Here is a 26272-nt window from a genome sequence, read left to right on the forward strand (position 1 = left end):
AGGCGCTCGACCGGTGGCGAAAAGGCCGGGAAGACAGTGCGGTCGAATGCAGGGGCACGGAAGTTTTCCCAAGTTAACCTAGGAATTATCCTTGTCTTGGCCACTGGGGCTATGCAAGGCTATGGATCAAGCGGCTGCTTGTGACCCAGCTCATGAAATAAGAACCAGCGGCTCCCAGAAGGAATGTGTCGATGTTTGGACTACCGGCGTTCACGACCATGGTCATCATCGGGGTTCCGGCCCTCTGGGTGATCTACACAGCTGTTTTCCTGTGGCTCAGCCGCGGCTGGAAGCGCGAGGATGCGAAGGAGCAGCAGTGAGCATCGAAATCCTGTTCCTGGTCATCTATTTCATCGCCATGGCCGCCATCGGCTTCTGGGCGATGAAGCGAGGCAAGCAAGATGCCGAAGGGTTCCTGCTCGGCGGACGCAGCCTCGGCCCCGGTGTCACCGCGCTGCGGCTGCAGAGTTCTTCCATGTCCGGCTACATGTTCATGGGTGCCGGATCCATGGGCTACACCCAAGGCTATTTCAGCATGTGGTATGCGCTGGGCGACCTGGGCGGCGGCATCCTGAACCTCTCGGTCCTGGGCCGGCGCATGCGCAAGCTATCCCAGATCCTGGGGTCCATCACCTCCATCGAGTACCTGGAGCACCGCTATCCCTCGAAGTGGATCCGGCTCATCGCCGCTCCCGTGGCGCTGTTCTGCATGTTCTTCTACGTGCTGGCCCAGTTCATCGCCGGCGGCCGCGGATTGGAAATGGTCTCCGGGGTGTCCTTCCCGGTGGCCTTGGCGATCGCCATCGGCGTGATTGTCCTCTATACCTTCCTGGGCGGCTACCTGGCTGTGGCCTACACCGACTTCGTGCAGGCCATCATCATGGTGGTCGGCATGGTCTGGATCCTGGTTGCCACGCTGATGGCCGTGGGCGGTTTCACCAAGGGCAATGAGACTGTGGGCGGGATCAACCCCAACCTGCTGACCATGTGGGGAGCGGATCTGGGCTACCAGGGACAGTGGGGAGTCATTCTCGGTGCGCTGCTGGTCTTCTCCATCGGCTACATGGGCTGGCCGCACGTGGTGGTCAGCCACATGGCCATGAAGAAGCCTTCGGTGGCACGTACCGCAGGGGTCTACTCATTGGTATTCAACTTGCTGTTCATCCCCGGCCCCTACCTGGTGGGCCTGTTCGCGCTGATCCTGCTGCCCAACCTGGCCAACCCGGAAACCGCGATCTTCGAGGTCGCCGACGCGGTGCTGCCGACCTTCGCCGTGGGCATCGTCATGGCAGCGATCATGGCAGCCATCATGTCCACCGCCGATGCCCTGCTGCTGCAGGCCGGCACCATCGCCAGCCAGGACATCTACGCCCGGTTCATCAACAAGAAGATGAGCGATGCGCAGATGGTCTGGGTCTCGCGGATCACCGTGCTGGCCCTGGCCATCATCGGCTATGGCATTGCCGCTTTTGATCCTCCCGCGGTGGCCGCCGTGGTGATCTTCTCAACGACCGTGCTGGGCAGCGCCTTTGTCCCTTCCTATATCTGCGCGGTGTGGTGGAAGAAGGCCAATACCGTTGGCGCGATCTCATCGATGGCCGCCGGCACCCTGGTCTCGGTGCTCTGGCAGGTGTCCGGCGCGCCGGATGCCACCGGCATTGATCCGATGGTCACCGGCATCCTGGCCTCCACCGCGGCCATGGTCATCGGCAGCCTGGCCAGCCAGAAGTCGCATCCCGTGCCGGAGCATATTGGCCGTGCCCTGGATGAGACTGCGAAGATCGGCCCGATCCCGAAGAAGATGCTCATGGGCCAGGATGCACTGCTGGCCAGCCAGGCGGAAATGGCGGCCCGCGGTGAATGAACTGGTGCTGAAAACCTTGGTCGATGACCAGGACGCGCAACGCATCCTTGCCGCCAAGGCGCCAGGGCTGAGAGTCGAGTCGGCCAAGCTGCGCCATCATCCCTTTGCGGGGTTCATCTTCGAGGTGCCGCAGCTGGCCGGGCGGTCAGGGCAGGCGCACGCCTTGGTGGACTACTACTCGGGCAAGGCCTTCGTCTGCGATCCGTGGCAAGCCGAAGATGCGGAAACCGGCCAAGTGCTGGACCGGGTGGCTGATCCCCAGTGGAACACCATCGATTTCGACACTGCACGCCGGCGGGCCAAGGCCCTGCTATCCACCGCGGCACTGCGCCGGGCCCGGCTGGCCTGGCGCGGCGGGGTCCGGGAAAAGAGCAGTGTCGCAAAGGTCTGGAAACCCAACTGGATGGTCGAAGCGAGCCTGGAGAAAAAGTCCTACCGCGTCATGGTGGACGGACTGAACGGCGGCTACTTCATCATCGGCAGCTGAGACTGGAAACGCCGGAGGACGGCGCAATGACCAAGATCCATCCCATCACAGGAAGACATCGGAGATTCAATGAAGAATATGCCAAAGCAGTTCCCCGCTCAGTTGCTGAAGAAGGGCTCCTGCATCGTTGCCGGCTCGGCACTGTTCCTCGGCTTGGGGCTTGTCCCGGCCAATGCCGTAGGCAACGGGCCGGATTACACCGGAAATGAAACCATCAACACCTCGATCCTGCATACGCACGAGTCGATGGCCGCCGAACTGCGCAAGCAGGATGCCAAGCAATCGGCGATGGAACTGGAAGTCATCGGCCAATCCGCCAAGGGACGCGATCTGTTCCTGGCCAAGTACCTTTCTAACCCGGAAAATCCCACGATCATGTTCCTCACCCAGCAGCACGGCAACGAGCAGCTGACCACCGAGGGGACCCTGGAAGTGATCAAGCACCTGGGCTCGGGGCGGATGAAGGAGGTGCTCAAGGACGTCAACATCCTGGTGGTGCCGATGCTGAACCCGGATGGCGCCATGGGCGATGTGGACTTCCCGCTCGATGACTACATCGCCTCGGGGGACCGGCACCTGACCCGCTACAACGCCAACAACGTGGACATCAACCGGGACCACGTGGCCAAGACGCAACCGGAAATCCAGGCGCTGCACAACAATGTGCTCTCCGCCTACGGCATCGACTACATGATCGACCTGCACCATCAGGGCACCCGCTCGGCGGTGGACGGCAAGCTGGTGTCCGGCTCGATCCTCTACCCGACGACCCCGGACGTGCCTGAGGAAGTCCGCGAGGGTTCCAAGCGCCTGGGCGCAGTGGTCTACCAGAATGTCGACCGGACCGGCTGGGGCCACTTGGGCAAGTACGTGGGCGGGACCGCCAACACCATTGCGCGCAATGGCATCGCGGCCGAATACGGCATTTCCACCTTGCTCTTCGAAATGCGCGGCATGAGCGATCACAGCAACCCGGATTATGTCCTGGGACAGAAATCCAATGGCTACTTGCGCCAGCAGACCATCCTGACCCTGGAGAGCACCATCAAGGCGGTAGCCGATGGCTCCGTGGAAACCATGGATACCTCCTTCTGGGACAGCCTGCCGGAGCAGTCGACGTTGCCCGGAGAAGAGGCTGACGAATAGCCGATCCAGTTGATGGCGGGCCCGCAAGGGCCCGCCATTGTCCTGCCTGGAGCAGGAGAACCGCGCTCGGCCCGAAGCGCTGCTGGCCCTAGGGGCGCATGCGGTACGTTTCTACTAGCACTGTCCATACCGGCAAGGAAGCTGAACCATGCTCATCCGCAATGCCCGCCCTTGGGGCGGTCCGCCCAGCGACATCCTGATTGGCGACGGCAAGATTTCAGCGATCTCCGTGCACGACCCGCAGCAGGTGCGCAACCTGGCGGACGTCGATGGCCGGGGGCGCATCCTTCTCCCCTCCTTCTCCGACGTGCATGTGCATCTGGATTCCACGCGCATCGGACTGCCTTTCCGCGAGCACACCGGACGCCCGGGGGTGTGGGGCATGATGAGCAATGACCGGGAGAACTGGCGGGATGCCGAAATCAGCTTGCCCGAGCGCGTGGCCGGAACCCTGGAACGGATGATTGCCCGCGGCACCACGCGGGTGCGTTCCTTCGCCCAGGTGGATGTGGATTCCAAGCTGGAGAAATACGAGGCCGTGGTGGCCGCGAAAAAGAAGTTCGCCAACGAGGCCGAGGTGCAGATCATGGTCTTCCCGCAGGCAGGGATCCTGCGCGAGCCGGGTACCGTCAAGCATCTCGAGGACGCGCTGGAAGCCGGTGCGGATGCCATGGGCGGCATCGACCCCTGCGCACTGGACCGCGACCCGGTCCGCCACCTCGACGTGGTGTTCGGGCTGGCCGATAAATACCAGGTGGATATCGACGTGCACCTGCATGAGCCCGGTGCGCTCGCCTTCTTCTCGGCAGAGCTGATTGCCGAACGCACCCGGGCGCTGGGCATGCAGGGCAGGGTCAACCTGTCCCATGCCTACGAGCTGGGCAGCGTCAGCGAGGCTGCCAGCCGCCGGCTGATCGACACCTTCGCCGAGCTGGACATCTCGCTGACTTCCGTTGCGCCCAGCACCTCCAATCATCTGCCGCTGGTGGACCTGGTTGGAGCCGGGGTGCGATTCGGCCTGGGGGAGGACGGGCAGCGCGACTACTGGAGCCCCTACGGGAACTGCGATCTGCTGGACCGGACCTGGCAGCTGGCTTTCGTCAACGGGTTCCGCCAGGATGAACTGATCGGGCATGCGCTGGCCGTGGCCACCATGGGCGGCGCCTCGATCATGGACCGCACGGTGCCGCGCCTGGCTTCGGTGGCCGACCGCCCGGGATTGGCCGTAGGGGACCGGGCCGATCTGGTGCTGGTGGATGGCGAGAGCATTGCTTCCACAGTGATGGACCGGGGCACCGACCGCACCGTCATCCACGACGGGCGGGTGGTGGCCGAAGGGTTGAAAGTGCTCTCGGTAAGCGAGCCCTACTGAAATCGAGCAGGTGTTCGCGTGGAACTTGTCGGCGCAACTCAACAGCGTAGTTGCATTCCAACAGTGCACCAGTGCATTCAATATTGCGGAACGCACCAGAGAGTCCACGGCGGGCTTCGATAGGACGCGGAACTGGCTGCGCTGCAGCCTGGCCGGGATCTCGAGCCGCTCCCAATTCTCCTCCGAACTTTGGTCCCGGTGAGCTCGTCGGCGGCGAATTCGCCCTGAGGCCTCCAGCATGGATCTGGACAGGGAGAACCCAGCGATGCAGGGCTACCTTGCCAATGTCCACCGCCGATTGACGCATGCAGCGGGGAGCGGCGTGGGCATTCCTCAGCGCCATGGCGCTGCGCGGATCTTGCTTTCCGGTGCGCAGATTGGGCCCGCTATCCATTTACCCAGTGGAAAGCACCATGAAACCCGAGGCGATCCACGTAACCGCCCGGCATTGAATGGCCAAACGATCCCGCCTTCAGTTTTACACGTTGTCGAAATACAGTCACCGATCTGTAATACTGGTGGTGTGCAAAAGACCTCCCGCTCATCACGTGCTCTCAGAGGCACCGCCGCCGCGTTCTTCGCGACGTTTGTTTCTCTGGCTTCCCACGTGCTTGCGGGCGGAGCCATACCGGACATCCTGAACGTCGCTCTCCCGCTGTCTCTGTCGCTCATGGTCTGCATCTTGCTCAGCAGCAAGCGGTTCACCTTCTGGCGGTTGTCCATCATGGTGGGGTTCAGCCAGGTGCTTTTCCATCTCCTGTTCTCCATGGGAGCCGGGCATTCCGCTCTTTCATCCGCAGGGCAAGGCATCCACGCACATCATGGGATGTCCCTGGCGGTCGATGCGACCGGCTCGGCAAGTACCGCCATGGCAATTCACGGCGATGGCACCATGCTGCTTGCTCACTTCCTTGCTGGGTTCGCAACAGTTCTGGTGCTTCACCGTAGCGAGCAGCTACTCATCGCCGCTTCAGACATCATTAGCCTGTTCACCTGGAAACTCTTCTGGCGACTGGTCAACTTCGCCGTTCAACCAGTGCGACCGCAACCAGTTCCTGCCGCACCGCGCGATATCCCTGGCTGCACAGTGGCTGTGTATGCAACGTCTGTCGTTCGCAGAGGCCCACCCGCACTGGCAAAGGTGTAAGGCAACAGTTGCAGTCCATTTGGCCTGCTGCTTTTCCGCTCTTGCTTTCAAAGGCCCCGGAATCGGGCCCTGACATGCCCCATCCCGGGACAAGTTTCCATGCTCGTGCGCACTGGCTTGCTTGAAAGCATGCCGGTGAACCTATCCTTCTGAGTTCGTTTATCGGCATTGCCTGTCCGGACTCCATTGCGCGCTCCGGCTAGAACTTCAGCGGCCAACCGACCCAGCTTCGCACCTCACCTTCGCAAGCCCTATCCGATCAGGGCTATTTTCTCCTCTGCTGTGCCCAGCACCATGCGTCCTGCCCACCGGCACCATGCCTCGGTGGTTGCAGGCACCACAGCAGCAATAATTCAGAGCGCGCTATTCGTGCTTCCCTCATTTTCCTAGGATTAACAGTGAAAACCTCTTTTGCCCTGCGCACCACCGCCCTATCCGCAGCCGCATTGATCGCCTTAGCAGGTTGTGCCGGCACCCCTGCTGCCAACAGCAACCCGGCTCCGGCTGGCGCCACTGTCACCATGAAAGATCCTTGGGTGAAGGCTATCGATGAGGGGATGTCGGCGGGATTCGGCACGATTCGAAACACCGGAGGCCAGGACATCACCATCACCTCGGTCACGAGCCCGGCCTCCAGTGATCTGGAACTGCATGAAACGGTAGCCAACGAATCCGGGGCCATGGTGATGCGTGAAAAAACTGGCGGATTCACCATCCCCGCCCACGGCGAACTGCATCTTGAACCAGGGGGAAGCCACATTATGCTCATGGACCTCGCCGAACCGCTCAAGCCCGGCAGCACCGTGAACATGAGCCTGGAATTCTCCGATGGCACCAGCTCCGAGACCATCGCCCCGGTGAAGGATTTCGCCGGCGCGAATGAAAACTATGACGGCTCCGAGCACGAGGGCATGGATCACGGCGAGATGGACAAGGACGACTCCGAATCCGAAAGCGCCCACGATCACTAATGCCACACGTAGACGCACCCGCCAAACAAGGACCAAGCAGGCGAGGAATTCTGTTCGGCGGCGCCGCAGCCGGACTGGGAGCGATCGTAGCTCTGGGGATCGACTCCCTGTCCAGTGCCGCAGCGCCGGCCGGCGGCTCGGAGCCGCTGCACGGACAAGCCGTGATTCCGTTCTACGGCTCACACCAGGCAGGAATCACCACGGAGCCACAAGCCCACGCCAGCTACGTCGCGTTGAACTTGCGTGATGGCCTTGACCACGAGTCCCTGCAACGCCTGCTCCGTCTGCTCAGCGATGACGCGGCAAGGCTCACCCAAGGCCAGGCGGCCTTGGCAGACACCGAACCGGAACTGGGCACTGTTCCCGCACGGCTCACGGTGACCTTCGGATTCGGTCCGAAGCTCATGGAACTCGCCGGCTCCTCGGCCGGCGAAAGCCAGCCGCTGCCGGAGTTCAAGATCGACGAGCTCGAAGAGCGCTGGAACGATGGGGATCTGCTGCTGCATATCGCCTCGGATGATCCATTATCCGTTGCACATGCCCAGCGGATGATGCTCAAGGATGCCCGCCGGTTCGCCTCCGTGAAATGGGTGCAATCCGGGTTCCGCCGGTCCCGGGGATCCGAAGCCAGCGGCACCACGATGCGGAATTTGTTCGGACAAGTCGACGGAACCGTGAACCCCGTTCCAGGTTCGGAGGATTTCAACTCCGTGGTGTGGAACGCGGATGGGAGCACCACGATGGTCATCCGGCGCATCCGAATGAATGTTGATACCTGGGATGAGCTGGACCGTTCTGGCCGGGAATTCAGTGTCGGGCGGACCCTGGGCAACGGGGCGCCGACCACTGGAAGCAAGGAACACGATGAGCCGGATTTCGAAGCGACCAATGCCCTGGGATTCACGGTCATCGCCGCGCACGCGCACATCCGCAGAGCCCGTTCCGAGAACACGAACGAGCGGATCTTCCGGCGCGGATATAACTACGACGAGCCGCCTACCGGGAGCGAGATCTCCAACTCCGGGCTGATCTTCGTGTCCTACCAAAAGAGCGTGGCCGAACAATACACCCCGATGCAGCAACGGCTATCGGACCTCGATGCGCTGAACCAGTGGACGACTCCCATCGGCTCGGCCGTCTTCCTGATTCCGCAGGGCTGCGCGGAAGGAGGGTTCATCGGTGAAACTCTCTTCGCAGCTTAGCCGCCGATACTCGTCCTGCTTTGCCACCAAGGATCCCTCATGACTCTTCTGGAAACCACGACCCCCGAATCCCAGCCGCCGACCGGGATTTCGAAGCCCAACAGAAAAGGATGGTTCGGCCAGCTGCTGCTACGGCTGCACTTCTATGCGGGAATCTTCATCGGCCCGTTTATCCTTGTCGCCGCCGTGAGCGGCGCCTTATATGCAATTACTCCGCAAATCGAACAGGCTGTCTATGCAGATCAGTTGCGCGCGCCGCTAGCCGACGCCTATTTGCCGCTGGCCGATCAAGTAGAGGTGGCTAACACCTACATGGGCAGCGGTGATGCGCTGGTGGCGGTTCGACCGGCACCACACCCCGGTGATACCACTCGGGTGATGTATGCGGATGAGAACCTGGGAGCCAGCGAAACCAGGGCTATTTTCATCGACCCGGCCACCGCTGAAATCCGCGGTGACTTGACCGCCTACGGAACCAGCGGAGTGCTGCCCCTGCGAACGTGGATCGACCACTTGCACCGCAACCTGCAGCTCGGCGAGCCAGGGCGCATGTATAGCGAACTGGCAGCCTCCTGGCTGGGAGTGATCGCCCTGGCAGGATTTGCCTTGTGGATTCTGCGCATCAGGAAAACCAAGCGCAAAAAAGACCTCATCCGCCCCGCTGCCAAGGCAACGGGCTACCGGCGCCTGGCCAGCTGGCATGGATCGCTTGGGATCTGGGTCTTGCTCGGCGCATTCTTCCTCTCCGCCACCGGCATCACCTGGTCGACCTACGGTGGCGCCAACGTCAGTGAGCTCCGCGCCGCGCTGAACTGGGGAACCCCCTCGGTGGACACTGAACTGTCTGCCGCGGAGAGCAGCGCAGGTGATGAACACGCCCACCACCACGGGGCAGCGCCCGCGCCAACCGGCGAATCGGTGAACCCGGCGGCATTCGACACCATGCTCTCGATCGCCAAGGAAGTCAATGTCAATACTGGACTGGTTGAGATCAAGCCGCCAGCCGCTGACGGCAAGGCGTGGGTGGTCCAAGAGATCCAGCGGTCCTACCCGACCGAAGTTGACGCTGTCTCCATCAATGGGCAAACACTGGACGTCGTTGACCGCGTTGATTTCAGCGAATTCAACCTCGCAGCGAAACTCTCGCGATGGGGAATCGACATCCATATGGGCTCCATGTTCGGACTGTCCAACCAGATCCTGCTGTTCCTGGTGGCCTCTGCCATCGCCTCCATGGTGGTGCTGGGCTATGCGATGTGGTGGAAGCGCCGCCCAACGAAGAACCCGGGACAACGCGTGGGCAAAGCACCTGCACGTGGCGGCCTAGCCCGCGCCCCGTGGTGGGGCAACCTGCTGGTCTTGCTGGCTGCAGCTGCCGTCGGCGTCTTCCTACCCCTGATGGGGATCAGCCTGGCCCTGTTCCTGCTCGCAGACTTGGTCATTGGCTGGACTCATGGAGCTAGGAGCCAACGCCCGGCCACAGAGTAGCAAGCTGGCCTCAGTGGTGTTTGTGCAGTGTTCTGTGTGCGTTGCACGCGGATCACTGCCCCTCCTTGACTGAGCGATCTTGATGCACTGTAAAGTGCGCGCCCAGGGAGGCCATTTGCGATGCCGGATCACGAAGCTGGCTTCGTGCCAGCGGCGAGTTCGGAAGGGACGACGAAGGTCCGGCCGGAATTCGGCAGATCAAGCACATCATGGGCCTCGGCTTGAGGGGCGCCAAGGATCTGGCCACCGGGACAGGCATGCCAGGAGCAGTGGAATTGTCTTGTGGGGAGAGGAAAAGCGAGCAGTCGCGCTACGGTTTTGTCCGAAATCGCGAATGAAAATTACGATGTCCACTATGGATTGCAATTTTTCCATCACTGCGCAGGCAACACATTCCAAGTGAATGCTGCAAAAGCGCTCGGGGACAGACGAAGGGGCTGCCTCGGCATATTTGTTCGGGGGAACTCACATGATTGCGAGTTAGCGCTAACGCGGGTGCAGCGAAGCTGCCCAGAGCTCGCCGAGGATCAGCTCACTTCAACAGTGTGCCATCTGTGGCCGAGGCGGCCGCTTGTCGATGATCTGGGTCTGCAGCTCGCTGCTGTTGGCGACAATGATATCGACCAGGTAGTCCTGGCTGACGCTGATATTATGCAGGGCAAGCGATCCGGGCAAGGCCAGTGCCTTCTGCGCGAGGTTCGTGACGGCACGCCGCCACCGGATGAGCCGATGGCAGCAAGCTATTTGGCGCGCAGCGCGGCGAACGTCGCCGAAGCGACCTCGGTGACCGCGCGCTCCCAGTCACCGAGCAGGCCCAGGATATTCTGCCCATCGGCGCGACGGGCGTCCAGCTGCCCAGCCAGCGCGGCCATGGTCCCGGTGCGCAGCTCGGTGTTCAAATTGACCTTGCCCACCCCGAAGGAAATGGAACGCGAGAGGTCCGCAGGCGCGATGCCCGACGCCCCGTGTAGCACCAGCGGCACCGGTGATTCGGCATTGATGGCTTCCAGCACATCCCAATGGATCTTCGGTTCGCCCTTGTAGCGGCCGTGGACATTGCCGATGGCCACGGCCAGCAGCTGCGCGCCGCTGTCCTGGACGAATCGGGCCACCTGCGCCGGATCGGTCAGCTGGGAGGCGCTCTGCTCGAAGGCCTTGTCCTCGTTGCCGGGCAGGGCTCCGAGTTCGGCTTCCAGCACCACCTCCGGGCCGATCAGCGAACGCACCTGCTGGACGAACGCGGTATTCTCCTCCAGCGTCCCGGCCGAGCCGTCGGCCAGCACCGCGGTGGCGCCGGCCTGCACGGCGCGGGCGATCAGCTGCGCGTCGCTGGCATGGTCCAGCTGGATCGCCACCGGCACGGCGGCGTGCTCGCCCAGGGTGCGCAGGGCCGAGATCAGCCGCAGGCCCGCGGTGGACCCGGCGGCCTTCGGCGCGACATTCAGGATGACCGCGCGGTCCTGGGCCTCGGCCTCGGCGACCACGGCCAGCGCGGTGGTGAAGTCGTAGCAGGTGAAGGCGGGGACGGCGTGCCCGGCGGCAATGGCCTGGGCGACCATCTGGTTCATGGGGGTGAGCATCGGGAATTACACTCCTGCAGCGGTGATAATGGCGTAGGTGATGGCGGTGAGCGCGAAGCCGGCCACGCCCAGCACCGTGGTCAGCACGGTCCAGGTGCGCAGGCCGTCGGCCACGGACAGGCCCAGGAAGCGGGTGACAATCCAGAAGCCCGAGTCGTTCACGTGGCTCAGGCCGAAGGCGCCGAAGCCCACCGCGGCCAGGATCAGCGCGGTCTGCACGGTGGAGAAATCGCCGGCTTCCACGGCTGCGGCCAGCAGGCCGGTGGTGGTGATAATTGCGACCGTCGCAGAGCCCTGCGAGGCGCGAAGGATGGCGGCCAGGATGAAGGCCATCACGATGATCGGCAGGCCGGCCGCAGCCAAGGACTCGGCCAGCACGGTGCCAATGCCCGATTCGGTGAGCACCTTGCCGAACACGCCGCCGGCGCCGGTCACCAGGATCACGATGGCCGCCGGGGCCAGGGCCGAATCCATGACCTTGCCGGTCTGCTCGCTGCTCCAGCCGCTGCGCACGCCCAGCAGGTAGTAGGAAACCAATACGGTTACCAGCAGCGCGACGGACGGCGAGCCGATGAAGCCCAGGATGTTCGCCGCAGCGGATTCCGCGGCGACCAGGGAGCCGCCCACGGTGCCGAGCATGATCATCACGATCGGCAGCAGGATCATGGAAATGACCATGGACGAGGTCGGGGCCTTGGTTTCCACCATGGTGCTGCCCCCGCTAGTTCCCTGGCCGGAGCCGAAGGATTCGAACTGCGCTGCGGTTTCCGGCAGCATCGGGATCTCGCGGCGGTTGATCCGCTTGGCCACGAAGTAGCTCAAGACGCCCAGCGGGGCGCAGAACGCCAGGCCCAGGATGGTGGCCCAGCCGATGTCGGCGCCGAGGATCTCTGCGCCGCCGACCACACCCGGATGCGGCGGAACCACTACGTGGATGGCCAGCATGATTGCGCCCACCGGCAGGCCGATCTTCACCGGCGAGACCCCCAGGGCCTTGGCGAAGCCGTAGATGATCGGCACCAGCACGATGAAGCCCACGTCGAAGAACACCGGAATGGCCAGCAGGAAGGCCGCGGTGGTCAGCGCGGCGATCACCCGGCGCGGGCCGAAGAGTGCGGTGAAGCGGGTGGAAAGCACTTGGGCTCCGCCGGAGATCTCGATGACCTTGCCGAGCATGGCGCCCAGGCCCACCAGCACGGCGACGCTGCCCAGCGTGCCGCCCATGCCCTCGGTGACCAGGCCGGCCACCTCCTGGATGGGGATGCCCGCGGCCAGGGCCACGAGCATGCTGACCAGCAGCAGGACAATGAAGGCGGGCATCTTGAACTTGATGACGCCGAGCAGCAGCAGGGCCACTCCGGCCACTGCGATCAGTAGCAGCATTAGCGGGCTCATGGGTTGTGTCGTCTCCTTTGACGCGGTGCGCGGGTGTCGAACTCGCGCGCTGATGACTTTACTGGGCAGCCTTCGGGGCTACGACCTTGATGACAGCGGAATCGTCGGCCGCGGCCAGCTCGTGGGCTTCGCCCAGCAGGTAGAGCTGTTCGGCCGCCGAGGCCACCGGGGTGGACAGGTGCAGGGAGCGGGCCGCGGAGGTTACGATGCCCATGTCCTTGACGAAGATGTCCAGGCGCGAGAGCACTTCGGCACCATCCTCGGAGTAGGCCTCGAGCATGCGCGGGCCGCGGTTGCCGAGCATGAAGGAGTTCGCGGCGCCGGCCTGCAGCGCTTCCAGGGTGGTGGCCTGGTCCAGGCCGAGCTTGTCCGCCAGGGCCAGGGCCTCCGCGGCCGCGGCGATGTGCACGCCGCACAGCAGCTGGTTCACCGTCTTCAGGGCCTGGCCATCGCCGGGCTTGTCGCCCACGATGCTCAGGGTGGAGGCCAGCAGCTCCAGCACCGGGCGGACCTTCTCCAGCTGAGCCGGCTCGGCTCCGACCACGATCAGCAGGTCGCCTTCGCCTGCGCGCACCGGGCCGCCGGAGAGCGGCGCGTCCACCAGGCCCAAGCCCAGTTCGGCCAGGCGCTTGGCGGTGGCGGGCACTGCTTCCAGGCCAACGGTGGAGGTCAGGATGACCACTGCGCCGGCTTTGAGCTGCCCGGCCACGCCCTGCTCGCCGAAGAGCACGGCATCCAGCTGCTCGCCGTTGCGTACTGCCAGCAGCAGTGCATCAGCGCCGGTGACCGCTTCGCGGGCGGAAGCGTAGGTAGTGATGCCCGACTGGCTGGCCAGGGCCATGCGTTCGGCCGAGATGTCGAATCCGTTGACTTCCAGCTTGGTGGCCAGGCGGGTTGCCATGGGCAGGCCCATGGCGCCCAGGCCGAGGACTGCAACTTTGGTAGTGCTCATTGGGATCTCCAGGAAATTGTAAAGATGGTTAGAAAGTGGCGCTCAGCTTGGCGGTGACGGCGGTCAGCGAGCTGTCGTCGCCCACGTTGCCGGCGAAGACGATGTAGGGGATGCCGGCGGCAGGTCCGTCCACCGATTCCCAGAGCGAGACAATGCCCGGGAGCATCGGCCCGCGCACGATGGCATGGCGGATTTCCAGGCCATGGGCGGCGACATCCGAGGAGGTGATCCCGCCCTTGGCGATCACGAAGCGCGGGGGAGTAGCGTGCAGGATCAGGTTGACGACCGAAACCACCGCAGCGCTCACGGTGCGGGCGATCTCCAGCGACTGCGCCGCGTCATCGGTTTTCACCAGCTTGCGCGAGGTGTGCACGATGACATCCTGGGTGGCCAGGGCGGCGCTGATCTGCGCGGCCTTGCCCTTCAGGTAGGCCTCGGAGCCGTCGGCGAGGATTTCCGGGACGTCCAGCTCGATCACCGTGGCATTCGAGTGCCGGCTGGTCAGGTCGGCCAGCTGGCGGGTGGTCACGCCCACATGGGAGCCCACCACGATCAGCCCGCCGGCGGTGCGCCGCTCGGCGCCGTTGCCCGCGTAGATCTCCTCGGCGGACAATGGCTGCCGTTGCTGCTGGCCGATGCGGGCACGCACGAAGGGCGGGCCCACGCGGCACAGCACGCGGGTTCCGGCCGCTTCGGCCTGCTGCAGGCCCTCGGACAAGGCCAGCAGGTCATTTTCCGTGACGATATCCGCGGTGGCGACCTGTGCGTTGGAAGCTTCGGCCAGGCGGGTGGCGATGGAGGAAGCGCCGGAACGGATGGTGTCCAAGTCCAGGACCATCACGTCCTTGGCCGCGATGCGCCCGGCGGTCTTCTCGGCGACGTAGTCCGGCAGATAGCTGGTGCTGAATCCGAAGGTGGCGTCTTTGGCAAACTCAGTCTCGCTGACCTTGGCGACCTGGCCATCGATGGTGCGCATGTAGTGCTCGCCGGCCACGGTGATCCGCCCGGCTTCGCCGAAAGCAGGAACCATCAGCACGGCATCCACCGAGGAATCCGGATCCACGGCGGCCACGGTGGCGGCCAAGGTGTCGGTTTCCAGCGGGAAATGCCCGCGCAGGGTGGAGTCGCTACGGCTGACAAAGGACACCGACAGGCCGGTTTCCGCCGCTGCCTGCAAGGCGGCCCGGGCTACCTGCTCATTGCGCAGTGCGGCGTCGTCGGCGTCCAGGGAGCGGGTGTTGGTGAGCACGTAGACGGCCAGCGGGCGTTCGCCATCCAGCTGCAGGGCGAAGGCCCAGCGGAAGTCCTCGACTTCCCAGCTGGTGAGCACCGGAAGGTTGCTGACCGATTGGGTTCCGGTCGGGTCGTCATCCAGGACCACCAGCACGCTGCCGGTGGAGCGCGCGGCCTCGGCGATTTTCGCGGGCGCGATCTCGCGCTCCGGGAGGTATCCGGCGAGCAACTCGGACTCAAGCATGGTCAAGGACTCCTTTGTCATTGGGCAATGCCTCGGCATCATAGGTAAGATGTCAGACATCTGTCATGACGATTAGTGTTACATGGATCGCGGTCAGCCGCAACTGCCTGCGGGACATAGACTGGACAGGTCTTTGGCGGGATGAATTGTCCCGGGGATGGAGGAAGCATGGCCCGGAAGTCATTGGTCGTAGAGGTCGCCGACAGCGTCTTGGACCGCATAGTCAGCGGTGAACTGTCGGTTGACGAGTTGATTCCTGGCGAGCTGGAACTCTGCGAGACCCTGGAAGTCAGCCGGATGACGGTGCGCGAAGCGATCAAGACACTCGCGGCGCAGAACATCATCCGCGTCGAACGGGGCCGCGGGACCTATGTGAATCCGGTCAACATGTGGAATTCGCTGGAGGCGGTAGTACGCGCCACAACCGCCGGCGTGGGGGCGGCCGCGGCTGCCGTGCAGCTGATCGAGTTGCGCCGCATGCTGGAAACCGGCGCCTGCGAGCTGGCCGCTTCGCGGATCACCGAGGAGCAGCTGGCAGCAATGGGCGAACTGCTCGAAGCCATGCGCGCAGCACACGCGGCCGCCGATCTGGACGGCTTTGTCGAAGCGGACCTGGAATTCCACGACGTGATCCTGCGGGCCTCGGGAAATGTTTTCGTTTCGGCGCTCTACGAGCCGCTGGGCCGAGTGCTCTCCTCACGGCGGCGTGAGACCAGCGCCTTCGCGCAGATCCAGCAGCACGCCATCGCCGAGCATGAGCACATCCTGGTTGCGCTTCAGCGGCGCGACAGTTCCCAAGCACGCCAAGCCATGGACAACCACATGCAGCAAACGCTGGATGATTTGAACACCTTCGTGCTCAATAGATAGCCACCCAGCCAATTGCCGTTTGGCACCCTGGCGGGAACGCGGTATCCAGGGATACGGAGTGCATCCCTGCGTGCTGGGCCATGAGCAGCTGGCCGGGATGCGAGGCAATGACGCAGAAGCCGAGCTCAGGCATTGAAACTCTCGGCGAGCAGGCGATAGGCATCCAACCGGTCTGCCGGGTCGCAGACCAAGGTATTGAGCATCAGCTCGTCGGCACCGTGCTCCTCGGCCAAGGCCAGTAACCGGTCGTGGACCTGGTCCGGGGTGCCTACGATCAGCGCCTTGCTGCGCTCCTCGGCACGGGCCAGTTCCTGCGTATTCCACGGGTGGCTCGCCGCCGTTGCCGTCGAGGGGATCGGTCCATCGTGGCCGAGGTCCTTGCGCACGCGCCAGAGCAAGAGCGCATTGGCCAGGGCCTGCGCCTTCTCTTCGGTTGAGGCGGTGGCAAAGCGAACGGCCAGCACGGTGTGGGCGGCGTGCCCTGCGTTGGCCGCGGCCTCGCGGTAGGCCCGGGTGGCAGGCTCGCCGCCAGCAGGGCGCAGGAAGTGCCCATGGACGTAGCCCGCCCCGAGCATTCCAGGCAAGGGCGCGGTGGAACCGCCAGCGCCCAGTACCCAGACGCGGCCTGCCGGTTCGGTATCCGAGGGCTCGTGGACGGCGTCCGAATCATGCACCAGGGCGGCAATCTTCTGCGCGTAATGCGGGTCCGAGAGTGCAGCGCGGCCCACGCCGATGTCCACCCGGTCCGGGTGCACGGCGGCCAGCAGGCCCATGGCTTCGGAGACCTTCTGCGCCTGGTAGTACGGCAGCAAGATGGCACCGGTGCCGACCCGAATGGTTTCCGTGCGTTCCAAAGCCAGCGCGGTCATCATTTCCGGGGCGGCACTGGCGAAGGATTTCGAGTGGTGGTGCTCGGCAAACCAGATGCGGTGGTAGCCCAGCGCTTCCGCATCCTGAGCCAATTGCAGGCCGCTGGACAAGGCCTGGCCTGCGGTGGGGGCATGCTCGGTGAGCGGGACCTGGTCAAGTATGGAAAGCCTCATGCAGGCAGGCCTGCTTTGCGATTCTCCGGGGCAAGCTGCAGCTGCATGATCATGTCCTTTCAACGGCGAGGGTCCAGTCAGTGAGCTTACCGCGTTGCGCAGGGCAGCGGGGCATCCAAGACGCGGCAAGCAGGGGAACGCTGGCGATCTTTGCCTCCACCCTGAGGGGGAGGCGGGGCAACGGATATCATTCGCGGTCGGGAGGACATCGCCGGCGCGCGGAACTAGTGTTGACACGTAGAGAAAGCAGCAGCTGCGTCCACCTGAAAAAAGGAATCCCATGCACGGCACTTCGCGTTCGACATCCAACCGCACTTCGACTTGGCTGGCGGCCAGTTCCGCAGCGCTTATCCTCGGCATGGGCCTGACTGGATGCGGCGCCATTGAAAGCTTCGACAAATCCACTGCGGATGCCTGGGCGGTGACCTACGAGATCACCGTGAGCGGGGAAGCCGCCGATGCGCTGAGTGATGTGTCCTACCTGGACTCGCCCAGCCGCGGCGAAGACTCGGCCGAAGTGACCGAGCAAGCGGTGGCCACGACCAGCGGTGCTGGCAAGAACAGCGAATCAATCTGGACTGCGCAGAGCGTCATCACGGCCGAAAAGGATGCAGCCATCGCGGCTACGCCTGCCGCAGGCAGCACCGCCACCTGCCGGATCCTGCTCGACGGGGTAAAGGAGATCGCGGCGCAAACCGGCAAGCCCGGCGAACGCGTGGAATGCGCCGTAACGACCCCTGCCTTCGGGGAAAAATTGAACCCGGCATCAGCCAAACCATGATCGGAGCGGGTATCGGAAGCATTTGACGAGTAGTTGGCGTGCTCCGAAACCAAGCGAGCATCCCCAGAGGTCGGGGGAGTGCCAGCGCCTATCTGGCACTAGCCACGAAGATAAAATGCCGAAGCCCTGCAGCTATCAAACAGCTGTAACCCTGCGGCAGTCCGCGAATGCAATTGCCCTTCATCAAGTTAATTTTCGATGATTTATAGAAAGCAAATTCTCTAGTAGTTGACTCATTCGCCATAGGATGCGATCAGCGCGACGGTGCGCTTCGGGAGTCGGACTTTGAATGGAGATGGGGTACAGGATGGCACCTTCAGAGAAGCCAGTACAAACCACCACCGACGGGCGCTACCTGATAATCAAGGGGCGGCGGTGGAGAGCCAGTGATCCCTCGATCCCTGCGAAATTACGACAAGAGCTGGTCAACGAGCTGATGTCAGCCCGCCGGGCAGTCAAGCAAGGCGAAATCGGCGCTAGCAAGCGTGTGAATAATGCCAAGCTCGCACTGGGCGAACGTGGACAGCCGTGGTGGGAGGAGCCGGAATCGGATTCAATGGGAGAGCGAATCCGCGCGACCATTCGCAGCTTGCTGAGCCATAGGGCAAACACGTCAATCTGCCCGAGTGATGTTGCACGCATAGTGGGCGGGCCGGACGAAGGGTGGCGTAAGTGCATGGGCCAAGTGCGCCAGATTGCCGCGGCATTGGCCGTGCAAGGTGAAGTCGTTGCAACTCAAAATGGCGAGCCCGTGGAAGCTGACGGTGTCAAAGGGCCAATTCGGATTAGACGCCGACACCCAGGCGAATAAAATTGCCCGATCTCTAGGGGAAGAACCGAGAATATGCTGGCACCGAGGTCTTCATGCCCGGTGAAGAGGGAGTGCTTCGGGCAAGGAGTCGACCCTCTAGACGCCGTGCTCGGTGACCATGAGCCGGCTGTGGTCGCTAAGCTATCGACCGTAATGCTGGAGCGCTTTAAAGAGGCAGTAGCTGTCGTCTTCGCGGTCAATATCGAGCATAACTCGGTAGGGGATGAACTTTTTCGCTGAGCTCCGTCCTCAAATGTTTAACTGCCGAAGTTCCAACGAAAGGAGGCAGTTGACTGAAGTGGACGCTGCGTCCCAGGTAACTTTACGTGCTGATGGTGAGCATTTCTTAATGATTTTCACGAAAAGGCGTCATTGAAAGGGAACTGGCAGGCAGAAGATCCCGGTTCGAAGGCTACGAAAGGGGAGCATCATCGCTTCATGGGTAATGCCATCACGCTTTGTGCACTTTGTTGTGGCTTAGTGGCTGTTCTGGATCCTGGTATCCGCAACCCTGGATAGAGGACCGAGGCCAACAACTAGCCCCCAGAAGAAGCCCGGTTCTGGCCCATTAGCGGTCCAACCCAACATGGGTATTGACCAGCCATGAGAATGAGCCAGGACCGCTGGCCTGAAGGGCTTACTGGCTGGCGCCCGCCGCGACGGGCGCTTCTGCGTGGCAGCGTTCCGGGAGAGGATATCGAGCCGGTGAGGTGGTTCGCGACTGCATAGCGGGGCAGGCTGGGATCTTGTGGGCGACGGCAGTGTTCTTCCAGAATTTCACACGGAACTCAGCAATGAGCTCGGTCGCCAGGCGTTCGAAGAACTCTTCCATGGTGAGTCGATCAGCGCAGGCCCTGGTGACTTTCAGTGCTGCTTGGGGGACGGTGACATGCATCATGTGCAGTTCTTCGGTTTGCGGATCGAGCATGGCCACCAGCACTGCACGGCCATGGATTGATGCCATGCCCATGGCATCGTTGAGCGATTCGGCAGGCTGCGTCATGATGATCGGCATTCCCTGCGTCCAGCCGTAGTCGGACAGGTGGGACTTGCCTTCACGGGTGGCGAGAAAATCAGCGACTCTGACTGCGGTTCGGGTTCGTGCGATTCGACCTGGCATTTTAGATACTTCCCTTTCGTGCACTGCTCATGAAAAATATCGATGTGGACGTAATTCTCCGCAGTGAGATGCGCTTCGGAAAGGTCCCGTCGTTTTGGTGGTGCCGCTCTTGGCGTGCGGCGGGTGCTGCAGATCCTAGGCCATGCTCAAATCTGCATGGGATCCATCTGATTCACTTCCCAAACTGGTAGATTCGAACCCTAAACCATTGGTGGGGGCCAGCGAAGGTGCGGTGGAAGGCTGATCGAGCCAATGTGCTGGGAGTCCAGCTTCGGGCGCGTGCTCTGGTGCTGCGAGCAGGCTCTCCTTGCCGGCGACGGCGAACTGCAGATTCTTCACCTCGAATCGGACACCGAGCGCTGTCTCCATCTGCGGCATGAGGGTGTCGTTGACATATTGCATCAGCGAGGATACGTCCCGTTCACTCTTCGCGGTGCAGGCCAAATTCACGACCAGCTGCTCCGGGGACCCGGTAATGGTGCATATTGCTGAATGCACCGCGTCCCGGCTCCGACACTCTTCAGAGGCGAAGGCGGCGATCTTGTGGATTCGCGTGGTCCACGAATTGGTGTCATGCATCGTTGTTTCTACGGGAACTGCTAAGGATTCTTTCATCTTTCACTCCGGTACTGATAGCTGTTTCGTAGTAGAATATCTTTAGACAAGCTAACTATTAGATAGGTTACATGATTTTTTCTGTGTTGAGCAAGCTGGACCTCGCGAAGAAGGGTATTGGAACCCCAGGGGTTGCGGGCATGGCGTTCGCATCCGGCGGAAGGAGTTTTCATGAGTAGGTATCAAGCCAGTGGGTATTGGTACGGCGAGGGCCGTTCGGTGCCCGAGGCGGTGGATTTGTTGAATCTGATGCGCAAGTACCGTGAGGCGGAGCGCAAGATGCGAGCTGCGACCCGCGGTTCGATGGGAATGAATGAGACCGATATGTCGGCGCTGCGCTTCCTGCTCGCTGCGCACCGTAAGGGGTTGGTTCCCCGCCAGCGGGATTTTGCTGAGGAACTGGGGATCTCCAATGCCTCGGTGTCGGTATTGATCGACCGGTTATGCCGCGATGGGTATGCCGAGCGTATTGTGCATCCTGCAGATCGGCGGTCTGTGGGAATTGTGCCCACTGACTACAGTGATACGGACGTTCGAGGAACGCTGCATCGGATGCATGAGCGGATGATGGATGCCGTATGCACGCTCTCCGAGGCCGAGAGGGTTGCGGTTGCCAAGTTCCTGAAGGCCATGATCCGCAGCGTCGAGATCGAGGACGAGCCAAGCCAGCCTTCCAGGGGGAAATCTCAGATGGCGGAGAGCACCGCGTCTTCCCGGTAGGTGCAGAGCGCATAGCACCGCTTTATCCACGCTGGAAGATCTGACCGATACCTTAGTTAGCAGACCGACCAAGGGATAGTAGCCCGTTTAGTTTCCTTCAGTGATTTTGATTCTCCACGTGCTCTAGTTGAGTGATCATCTGACGCGCGAGGGGCCTAGTTCCTGTGTTTCTGAAGACAGGTTTCTGAGGAAAACCTTGTGGTAGCTGTCGCAGGCAACTTGGACGCGTAAGTTAGACGAAACCAGAAAGTATTTAGCCTTTCTAACAAGTTAGGATGATGCAAATGCCACGAAAGCACGTTGATGTAAGTGTCAGTCATGCTGAGTTCGAGGATCTGAATAACGCTTTGGAGGACCATCGAGATGGTTTCAAGAAGATGGCCGAAGAAGCGACTAATGGCTTCGGCTTAGAGCCGGCCTACTGGGAAGGACGGGCCCAGGAAGTCGAGGGTCTACGCGAGACGATTCACGAGCACAGTACTGACGAGCTCGAACAGAGCGAGTCTTCCACCAAGGAAGCGGACACTGGCCCCGAGGTTGATTCGGCTCGGGATCGGGACTTTGAATCCGATTCTCGCCAGTGAGCATCCGGCGCAGGCATGCGAGAGGCACTTCCTCATACGGCAACGGTCCACCACTATTCCGTGGTGGACCGTTGCTTTGCAGGTGCAGTTAGGCACGCTTGCGCGTGAACAATCCCCAAATCACCAATACGATCAGCGACCCGCCGATGGCCAGGAGCCAGCTGGACAGGGACCAGAACTGGTCCACGCCTTCGCCGAAGACTGCTGAGCCGATCCGGCCACCTACGATTGCGCCGACGATGCCCAGCAGCAAAGTAGCGAGCCATCCGCCGCCCTGCTCTTCGGGTTTGATGGACTTGGCAATAGCACCGGCGATCAGTCCCAAAACGATCCAACTTAAAATATCCATGGGTTCTTCTCGACTAGTTCGTATTGGGTCTTGCCCGTTGGCGGCGACACTCGCCCATTGTCCAGCAAGCTACCCGCAGGTGCCATCCAGCAGGCGCTCAGCGAACGGCACGTGGCGGCGATAGGATTGCAAGGAGCCGCCGAGGTGTACCCGGCGGGCGGGAAGGCATAGCAAAGCAGTGGACCCAAGGATTTCATCGCGCAAGGACAGGCAGAACTATCCTGCCGCTGCGCTGCCCTCGGGCCGCGGCCTGCCTGCCCTGAGGCAGATCCTCGGTTTCCTGCTGCGCGTGCTGAAGCTTGGGCACGTGCGCGTTTTCCGCTACCTGGCGGTGATCACCACCTTGCAGGCAGCTAATGGCTTGCTGGTCATCCCTGCGATCAAGTACCTCTTCGGCCTGGCGCTGGAAATCAGCAAGCTGAACAACGTCACCGACCGGACCTACACCGTGCTGCTGGCACATCCGGTCTCGGTGCTGCTCCTGCTGGCCATCGCGGTGCTGGCACTGGGCGCGGTGAGCGTGCAGTTCGTGGCACTGATCGTGATGGTCAACCGCCAGCAATCCGGGAAGCCTCCCAACCTGCGGGCCGAGTGCCGCGAGACCGCCGCCTGCCTTGGCCGGATGCTGTCCTACCCCTCGCCGCTGATGATGGTGTACTTTTTCCTCGCCCTGCCGCTGGGCGGCTTGGGCCTGTCTTCGGTGCTGATCCAGGGTGTGGGGATCCCGCCCTTCGTGACCCGCGAGTACCTCAAGGCGCCGCTGAGCACGGGGATCTACCTGCTGATGATCGGGGCGATCATCTACGCCAACCTCCGCCTGGTGCTCACCTTGCCGCTGCTGGCTGTCGGGCCGAAGCGGCCGCTGGCTGCCTTGGGCACCAGCCTGAAGGCCACGCACCGCAACAGCCTGCGCTACCTGCTGCTGATCGGGATCCCGCTGGGAGTCTGCGCCCTGTGCGCCTCGCTGCTGGTCGAGGCGCTGGTATGGACCTCGGATCTGGCCGCCAGCCTGCTCGGCGTGCAGAACTCCGCGCTGGTGGCGACCCTGTGCATCGGCGTGGGACACACGCTCGGTTTCCTGCTGATCGGAGCCGCGACCGTGGTGGCGATCCAGATTGTGGTGGCCCTGAGCCGCGAGCACCTGGCACTGCCCGTCACCCTGCAGGAGCGCTCGCAGCGGCATCGCAGCGCGCAGTCGCGCGCACTGAAGGCCACCGCCGGGACCGCGGCCGCAGCCTTGGTGCTTTCAGCGAGCTTTGCCGCATCCCCTGCCTTGGGGCAGACCGCAACGGGAGCCGGGGACGCGCAGATCCTGGCCCACCGCGGCTACTCGGCGGGCGGGGTGGAAAACACCTTGGGAGCCCTGGAAGCCGCGGCAACGCATCAGGCCGACATCGTCGAGGCCGATTTCCAGGAAACCGCGGACGGGCATTTCGTAGCCAGCCACGATACCAACCTGCTGGTGGTCGCCGGGGTGAACCGGAACATCCACGAGATGACCCTGGCCGAAGTCCGGAAGGTCACCGTGCGCGAAGGCGGCTTCGCCGACCGCATCCCCACCATGCAGGAGTACCTGGAGCACGCCGATGAGCTGGGCATCCCGGTGCTCGTGGAGCTGAAGGTCACCGGCCACGAATCCAAGGGCTACCTGGAGCGCTTCCTGGCGCAGCTGGACGCGACCGGGACCACCACGCAGAACATCTACCATTCGCTCAGCCCCCGGGCAGTCAAGGAAATCAAGGCGCAGCGCCCCGAGCTGCGGGTCGGGCTGACCGTGGCCATGAGCGTGGGCGGGCTGCCGAAGGCGAACGCCGATTTCTACACCCTGGAGCAGGCCTCCTTCACCCGCGAATTCCTGGAGCAGGCCCACGCGCTGGACCGGGAGGTGTATGCCTGGACCGTTAATGACGAGTCCACCATCCGCGAGCTGCTGGGCCTCGGCGTGGACGGCATCGTCACCGACAACGTGGAACTGGCCATCCGGGACCGCTACCTGGTGGCCAACAACCCCGCCGCGGAGTACCGGGTGGGTTCCGCGCTGGCGTACCTGGACATCTTCCGCTAGATTCCGGCGCTCAGGGCGTCTCCGGATAGGTGCCATCGCCCAAATCCGGATTTGCCAGCGACTGCAACGGATCATGCAAGAACACCCGACGCCCTTCATTGCGCAGCCGGCGCAGCCCTTCCAAGGTCATTCGCCGGGCCACATCGGTGAAGGAGAAGACCCGGGAAATATCCACGTGCACGTCTCCGTCGAAACGCGACTCGGACATGATATCGAGCAGTTCGGCAGCAGCGGTGAACTGCACGTTGCCCTGCAGCGAGAAGGTCTCGCGCGTGGCGCCGCGCTGCACGTCGATGACATCGAGCCGGCCATGGCTCGGGGCCAGCAGGTGCATGCCCATGTCCGTGGACAGCCGCTCGAAGGCCCGCCGCGCCCGCTGGCTGTTGCCGTGCGAATCCAGCCGCGGCGAGAACGCGCCGATGCCCACCTGGTCCGGCAGCACGCCCACCAGCCCGCCGGCCACCCCGCTCTTGGCGGGGATCCCGACGCGGGTCAGCCAGTCGCCGGCCCCGTCGTACATTCCGGCCACCGCCATCACCGACATCACCTGGCGGGCCGTGGCCTCGTCCATGATCCGCTCGTGCGTGCACGGCTGCACCCCGCCATTGGCCAAGGTGGCGGCCATCGCCGACAGATCCGCCACGGTGACCAGGATGGAGCACTGGCGGGTGTAGCCGGTGACCACCTCATGCGGGTCATCGTCGATGATCCCGTGCTTGCGCAGCATGTGGGCCATGGACAGGTTGTGGTCCGCGGTGCCCAGCTCCGAGTTGAAGACCGCCTCGTCGATGCGCAGCCGGCGCCCGGCCAGTGCGGAGAACAAATCCAGTGCCCGGTCAACGCGCTGCTCGCCGGTGGCGTCGGCGCCGACCATCAGGCCGTGGGCGGCGATGGCCCCGGCATTAATCATCGGGTTCTTCGGCCGATTGGTGCCATCCTCCAGCGACAGCTCGTTGAAGGCCTCGCCCGAAGGCTCCACCCCGATATGTTCCAGCACATGCTCCAGCCCGCGGTCCATGATGGCCGCCGCATAGGCGAAGGGCTTGGAAATGGACTGGATGGTGAACTCGATCCCGGCATCCCCGGCGGTGTAGGTGCTGCCCATGGCGGTGGTCACGGCCAGGGCGAAGAAATCCGGATTGGCGTCGGCCAGTTCGGGAATGTAGCCGGCGCGCTGCCCGGAGGTGTCGTCGCGCAGCGCATCGAGCACTTCGTGGAGGTAATCGGGAATCGGATTCTTCATGGTGCCATTTCCTCTTGGATCTCGGGTGGATTCTGCCATTGTTCCGGTTACGGCCCACCCTATCGGCAAGAGCGCCCTATGCCGTGTACCCATGCTTACGGCCGGTCAGAAAGTGCCTGCAGAAGTTGCTGGAATTCTGGGACGTTCAGCCGCGCAGGCTTTGCCGTGCGGGGACTTCTATGGGGACAGAAAGCTGGCCCCGATCATAAGGAGAGAGATCATGAAATGCAGGCTGATCATGCGTGCAATTTCGGATTCATCCAGCCTTCTGGCGGATTTGCCGATGCCTTCGCGCATTGCAGTGCAATTCAGAGCTTCGGATCCATGAGCGTCGAAGAAGGCCAATCAGTCGAATACAAGATTGAAGCGGGACCGCCGAAGGATGCCGTGATGGGCGATGAGGATCTGGCCGGCAACCACTCGCTGCTGAGGCTGCTCTGATTTGGATTTCACTGCCACTATCGCGCCTGGAGCCGCGGACAGGATGGCTGCTGCAGGACACTGTTGTCCTCTTGGGATTGCCGCATTCTCGCCTGTCGATAATGCGTATAGGCCCAGCCGCGTGGCACCGGGGAAACTGGCAGTAGGCCCTGTTTCTGCAGGGATGTGCTGCTTACCGAAAGGACGTCATCGTGTACTTTATTGTCGTTAAATTCAAAGTCAAGCCGGATTGCTCAGACCGCTGGCCGGATCTGGTGCGCAGTTTCACCGAGTCAACCCGTGCGGAACCAGGCAACCTTTGGTTTGATTGGTCGCGCAGCCTTGAAGACCCCAACGAATTCGTTCTGGTTGAAGCCTTCCAGGACGACGCAGCTGGAGACCACGTGGGCAGCGACCACTTCAAGCAGGCCATGATCGACATGGCGCCGGCCCTGGTTGAAACTCCGCGCATTGTCAGCCGGCAGATCGAAGGCGATACCTGGGACCGCATGGGCGAATTGGAAATCAGCTAGCAACTTTTGCGATGAACCCTGAAATTGCTGGGACAAG

27 protein-coding genes are annotated in these 26272 nt (G+C 62.7%); 17 read left to right on the forward strand and 10 right to left on the reverse strand.

What is annotated here, in order from left to right:
- The first annotated feature begins 191 nt into the window (after positions 1–191).
- The 9 genes from CQ012_RS17925 to CQ012_RS12620 all read left to right on the forward strand — a co-directional run bounded on the left by CQ012_RS17925 (position 192) and on the right by CQ012_RS12620 (position 9677).
- Positions 192–320 carry a hypothetical protein gene (locus CQ012_RS17925; protein ID WP_286134668.1) on the forward strand — a complete coding sequence of 43 codons (129 nt, stop codon included), beginning with the start codon at positions 192–194 and terminating at the stop codon, positions 318–320.
- On the forward strand, positions 317–1864 hold the full coding sequence (locus tag CQ012_RS12585) for a sodium/proline symporter (RefSeq protein WP_105658924.1): 1548 nt from the start codon (positions 317–319) through the stop codon (positions 1862–1864). The genes CQ012_RS17925 and CQ012_RS12585 overlap by 4 nt, the downstream gene beginning before the upstream one ends.
- Positions 1857–2351 carry a hypothetical protein gene (locus CQ012_RS12590; RefSeq protein ID WP_105658925.1) on the forward strand — a complete coding sequence of 165 codons (495 nt, stop codon included), beginning with the start codon at positions 1857–1859 and terminating at the stop codon, positions 2349–2351. The genes CQ012_RS12585 and CQ012_RS12590 overlap by 8 nt, the downstream gene beginning before the upstream one ends.
- A 78-nt stretch (positions 2352–2429) precedes the next feature.
- Positions 2430–3497, forward strand: a complete 1068-nt coding sequence (locus tag CQ012_RS12595) for a M14 family zinc carboxypeptidase (protein WP_105658962.1) — start codon at positions 2430–2432, stop codon at positions 3495–3497.
- A 148-nt stretch (positions 3498–3645) separates the two neighbouring features.
- Positions 3646–4869: an amidohydrolase family protein gene (locus CQ012_RS12600; protein WP_105662332.1), complete on the forward strand. Its 1224-nt coding sequence runs from the start codon at positions 3646–3648 to the stop codon at positions 4867–4869.
- Positions 4870–5107: 238 nt separating this feature from the next.
- On the forward strand, positions 5108–6016 hold the full coding sequence (locus CQ012_RS12605) for a hypothetical protein (protein WP_146112962.1): 909 nt from the start codon (positions 5108–5110) through the stop codon (positions 6014–6016).
- A gap of 398 nt (positions 6017–6414) precedes the next feature.
- Positions 6415–6987, forward strand: coding sequence for a copper chaperone PCu(A)C (locus CQ012_RS12610; protein ID WP_105662334.1), 573 nt, complete (start codon positions 6415–6417; stop codon positions 6985–6987).
- Entirely contained in the window at positions 6987–8189 is a 1203-nt protein-coding gene (locus CQ012_RS12615) for a Dyp-type peroxidase (RefSeq protein ID WP_105662335.1), read from the forward strand. Before CQ012_RS12610 ends, CQ012_RS12615 begins: the two co-directional genes overlap by 1 nt.
- Before the next feature lie 39 nt (positions 8190–8228).
- Positions 8229–9677, forward strand: a complete 1449-nt coding sequence (locus tag CQ012_RS12620) for a PepSY-associated TM helix domain-containing protein (RefSeq protein ID WP_105662336.1) — start codon at positions 8229–8231, stop codon at positions 9675–9677.
- A gap of 537 nt (positions 9678–10214) precedes the next feature.
- Here the strand turns inward: CQ012_RS12620 and CQ012_RS17655 are convergent.
- The 5 genes from CQ012_RS17655 to CQ012_RS12640 all read right to left on the reverse strand — a co-directional run bounded on the left by CQ012_RS17655 (position 10215) and on the right by CQ012_RS12640 (position 15102).
- Entirely contained in the window at positions 10215–10352 is a 138-nt protein-coding gene (locus tag CQ012_RS17655; RefSeq protein ID WP_181149073.1) for a hypothetical protein, read from the reverse strand.
- Positions 10353–10417: 65 nt separating this feature from the next.
- Positions 10418–11245, reverse strand: a complete 828-nt coding sequence (locus tag CQ012_RS12625; protein WP_286134669.1) for a class II fructose-bisphosphate aldolase — start codon at positions 11243–11245, stop codon at positions 10418–10420.
- Between the two features lie 18 nt (positions 11246–11263).
- Entirely contained in the window at positions 11264–12652 is a 1389-nt protein-coding gene (locus CQ012_RS12630; protein WP_105662338.1) for a GntP family transporter, read from the reverse strand.
- Between the two features lie 58 nt (positions 12653–12710).
- Positions 12711–13604: an NAD(P)-dependent oxidoreductase gene (locus tag CQ012_RS12635; protein ID WP_105662339.1), complete on the reverse strand. Its 894-nt coding sequence runs from the start codon at positions 13602–13604 to the stop codon at positions 12711–12713.
- 28 nt (positions 13605–13632) lie between these two features.
- On the reverse strand, positions 13633–15102 hold the full coding sequence (locus CQ012_RS12640) for a four-carbon acid sugar kinase family protein (protein WP_286134670.1): 1470 nt from the start codon (positions 15100–15102) through the stop codon (positions 13633–13635).
- A 147-nt stretch (positions 15103–15249) separates the two neighbouring features.
- Between CQ012_RS12640 and CQ012_RS12645 the strand changes: the two genes are divergently transcribed.
- Positions 15250–15951 (forward strand): FadR/GntR family transcriptional regulator, encoded by a 702-nt coding sequence (locus CQ012_RS12645; RefSeq protein ID WP_105662341.1) that lies wholly within the window; start codon positions 15250–15252, stop codon positions 15949–15951.
- Positions 15952–16076: 125 nt separating this feature from the next.
- Here the strand turns inward: CQ012_RS12645 and CQ012_RS12650 are convergent, their stop codons facing one another.
- Complete coding sequence (locus CQ012_RS12650) at positions 16077–16994, reverse strand: LLM class flavin-dependent oxidoreductase (RefSeq protein ID WP_105662342.1); 918 nt, start codon at positions 16992–16994, stop codon at positions 16077–16079.
- Between the two features lie 280 nt (positions 16995–17274).
- Here CQ012_RS12650 and CQ012_RS12655 point away from each other — a divergent pair, with 280 nt between their 5' ends.
- Entirely contained in the window at positions 17275–17775 is a 501-nt protein-coding gene (locus CQ012_RS12655) for a hypothetical protein (RefSeq protein WP_105662343.1), read from the forward strand.
- Between the two features lie 556 nt (positions 17776–18331).
- Positions 18332–18586: a DUF3253 domain-containing protein gene (locus CQ012_RS17930; protein WP_286134677.1), complete on the forward strand. Its 255-nt coding sequence runs from the start codon at positions 18332–18334 to the stop codon at positions 18584–18586.
- A gap of 637 nt (positions 18587–19223) precedes the next feature.
- Here CQ012_RS17930 and CQ012_RS12670 read toward each other — a convergent pair.
- Positions 19224–19706: a hypothetical protein gene (locus CQ012_RS12670; RefSeq protein WP_105662345.1), complete on the reverse strand. Its 483-nt coding sequence runs from the start codon at positions 19704–19706 to the stop codon at positions 19224–19226.
- A gap of 135 nt (positions 19707–19841) precedes the next feature.
- Entirely contained in the window at positions 19842–20285 is a 444-nt protein-coding gene (locus CQ012_RS12675) for a hypothetical protein (protein WP_105662346.1), read from the reverse strand.
- Between the two features lie 207 nt (positions 20286–20492).
- Here CQ012_RS12675 and CQ012_RS12680 point away from each other — a divergent pair, with 207 nt between their 5' ends.
- Both CQ012_RS12680 and CQ012_RS12685 read left to right on the forward strand, forming a co-directional pair.
- The gene (locus CQ012_RS12680) at positions 20493–21041 is read left to right on the forward strand and encodes a MarR family winged helix-turn-helix transcriptional regulator (RefSeq protein ID WP_105662347.1); all 549 of its coding nucleotides are present in this window, start codon (positions 20493–20495) and stop codon (positions 21039–21041) included.
- Between the two features lie 284 nt (positions 21042–21325).
- The gene (locus CQ012_RS12685; protein WP_105658941.1) at positions 21326–21625 is read left to right on the forward strand and encodes a hypothetical protein; all 300 of its coding nucleotides are present in this window, start codon (positions 21326–21328) and stop codon (positions 21623–21625) included.
- 88 nt (positions 21626–21713) lie between these two features.
- Here CQ012_RS12685 and CQ012_RS12690 read toward each other — a convergent pair whose 3' ends face one another.
- Entirely contained in the window at positions 21714–21974 is a 261-nt protein-coding gene (locus CQ012_RS12690; RefSeq protein WP_105662349.1) for a GlsB/YeaQ/YmgE family stress response membrane protein, read from the reverse strand.
- Positions 21975–22152: 178 nt separating this feature from the next.
- On the opposite strand from CQ012_RS12690, the gene CQ012_RS12695 reads away from it, so the two are divergent.
- Positions 22153–24039, forward strand: a complete 1887-nt coding sequence (locus CQ012_RS12695; RefSeq protein WP_105662350.1) for a glycerophosphodiester phosphodiesterase — start codon at positions 22153–22155, stop codon at positions 24037–24039.
- 10 nt (positions 24040–24049) lie between these two features.
- On the opposite strand, the gene CQ012_RS12700 is transcribed toward CQ012_RS12695, so the two are convergent.
- A complete protein-coding gene (locus CQ012_RS12700) occupies positions 24050–25282 on the reverse strand; it encodes a glutaminase (RefSeq protein ID WP_105662351.1) in 1233 nt (410 codons plus the stop codon).
- Positions 25283–25507: 225 nt separating this feature from the next.
- Here CQ012_RS12700 and CQ012_RS12705 point away from each other — a divergent pair, with 225 nt between their 5' ends.
- Together CQ012_RS12705 and CQ012_RS12710 are read left to right on the forward strand one after the other, a co-directional pair.
- Positions 25508–25723, forward strand: coding sequence for a cold shock domain-containing protein (locus CQ012_RS12705; RefSeq protein WP_105662352.1), 216 nt, complete (start codon positions 25508–25510; stop codon positions 25721–25723).
- Between the two features lie 191 nt (positions 25724–25914).
- On the forward strand, positions 25915–26235 hold the full coding sequence (locus CQ012_RS12710; RefSeq protein ID WP_105658946.1) for a putative quinol monooxygenase: 321 nt from the start codon (positions 25915–25917) through the stop codon (positions 26233–26235).
- Positions 26236–26272 lie beyond the last annotated feature (37 nt).

The sequence above is a fragment of the Arthrobacter sp. MYb214 genome (assembly GCF_002979865.1).
Lineage (GTDB): Bacteria > Actinomycetota > Actinomycetes > Actinomycetales > Micrococcaceae > Glutamicibacter.